2 protein-coding genes are annotated in these 1884 nt (G+C 66.0%); both read left to right on the plus strand.

What is annotated here, in order from left to right:
• Window positions 1-659, plus strand: a 659-nt coding sequence (locus FJY88_14075) for an efflux RND transporter permease subunit (GenBank protein MBM3288454.1), incomplete at its 5' end; no start/stop codon positions are given.
• A gap of 132 nt (window positions 660-791) precedes the next feature.
• A partial coding sequence (locus FJY88_14080) for a hypothetical protein (protein ID MBM3288455.1) occupies window positions 792-1884 on the plus strand: 1093 nt, incomplete at its 3' end.

Below are 1884 nucleotides of genomic sequence, written 5' to 3' on the forward strand. Positions count from 1 at the left end.
GGGAGAACGGTGTGCGCCGTGTGGTTGTCGAGGCCAATGTCCGCGGGCGCGACCTCGGCCGGTTCGTCGCCGACGTCCGGGAGTCCCTGGAGGGACTCGAGGCCTCGCTTCCTCCCGGTTACTTCCTGCGCTACGGCGGGCAGTTCGAGAACCAGCAGCGGGCGATGCGGCAGCTCGCGATCGTGGTCCCGATCGTGCTCGCCCTGATCGCGCTGCTCCTCTATTCGGCGCTGGGCTCGGCGCGCAACTCCGCCCTCGTGATCTTGAATCTGCCCTTCGCTCTGGTCGGTGGGCTCGCGGCGGCGATAGCCTTTCGCATGCACCTATCGGTCTCGGCGGCCGTCGCCTTCATCGTCCTGCTCGGCATCGCCGTGCAGAACGGCGTCGTGCTCCTCGCGTTCTTCAGACAGCTCAAGGAAGGCGGTCGCAATCCCCGAGATGTTGTTCTGGAGGGCTGCAGGCTCCGCTTCAAGCCCCTCTGCATGACGGCGCTGACCAGCTTCATCGGACATCTGCCGATGCTCTATGCGACCGGGTCGGGCGCCGACATACAGAAGCCCCTCGCCGTCGTCGTCATGGGCGGGCTCGTCACCACGACGCTCCTGACGCTGATCGTGCTGCCGGTGATCTACCACTCGCTTGAGACGCGGGGCAGATAGCCCTGTTCTCGTCCCGCGTTTACCCGTGGCGCTCCCGGCGGTCAGGGGCCTAGAATCGGTCCCGACCATTGGCCCGGCCGGGAATCGGTCGACGGGAGTGGAGAGGCGTCGGGAGGAGCGAGGAGGCCTGTCATGTCGGATGACCCGAAGACGCAGCGCGCGGCTAAGGAAGGAAGCACGAAGGCGCAGACCGGGACGCGCAGTCCGTACGACGACTACGAGCTTCCCGTCGCGGGCTTCACCGGGAACGCCGAGGAGATCGAGAGCCAGTGGTACCAGAAGTGCTTCGTCGGGCGGGGCGACACCATCAAGCAGCTCACGTGGCGCGCCGTCATCATGGGCTGGGTCCTCGGGTCCGTTCTCTCCCTCACCAACATCTACATCGGCCTCAAGGCGGGATGGGGCTTCGGCGTGGCGATCACCGCCTGCATCCTCTCCTATGCCATCTGGACCAGCCTCCACCGCCTCAGGCTCGCCAAGACCCAGATGACGATCCTCGAGAACAACTGCATGCAGTCCACCGCGAGCGCCGCGGGCTACTCCACGGGGGGGACGCTGATCTCGGCGTTCGCCGCCTACATGCTGCTCAACACGGAGATGCTCCCACTCTCGCTCATGTTCGGCTGGGTCTTCTTCATGGCCGTGCTGGGCGTGACCATGGCGATTCCGATGAAACGGCAGATGATCAATGTGGAGCAGCTCCGATTCCCGAGCGGGATCGCCGCCGCGGAGACATTGCGCGCCCTCCATGCCAAGGGGGAGAAGGGGATGCGCGCGGCGCGCGCCCTCAGCATCGGAGGGCTCTTCGCAGCGATCAGCGCCTTCCTTACCGATGGGCTGAGGCTGATTCTGCCGCGGCTCGAGGCGGTCCAGCTCTCCACTCTGGTCGGTCGATTCAGCTCGATCACTCTGGGGCCGTCCTGGATCGGTCGGACAGTCACTTTCGCCTGGGACCCGGTCTTCATCGCCGCCGGGATGTTCGTCGGCATGCGAGTGGCCGTCAGCATGCTGATCGGCTCCGTGACCTGCTGGATGATCTTCGTCCCGTGGCTGCAGACCCAGGTGCCCGAAGCAAGCGGCGCGACGGGCTTCCGCACCTTGGTCCAGTGGACCCTCTGGGCGGGCACGGCCTGCATGGTCACATCGGGGATCCTGGCGGTCCTCTTCCAGTGGAGGAGCGCCCTGCGAGCCTTCCAGGGTCTCGGCGACATGCTGACGAAGAGAG

The sequence above is a fragment of the Candidatus Eisenbacteria bacterium genome (genome assembly GCA_016867495.1).
In the GTDB taxonomy this organism is placed as follows: domain Bacteria; phylum Eisenbacteria; class RBG-16-71-46; order CAIMUX01; family VGJL01; genus VGJL01.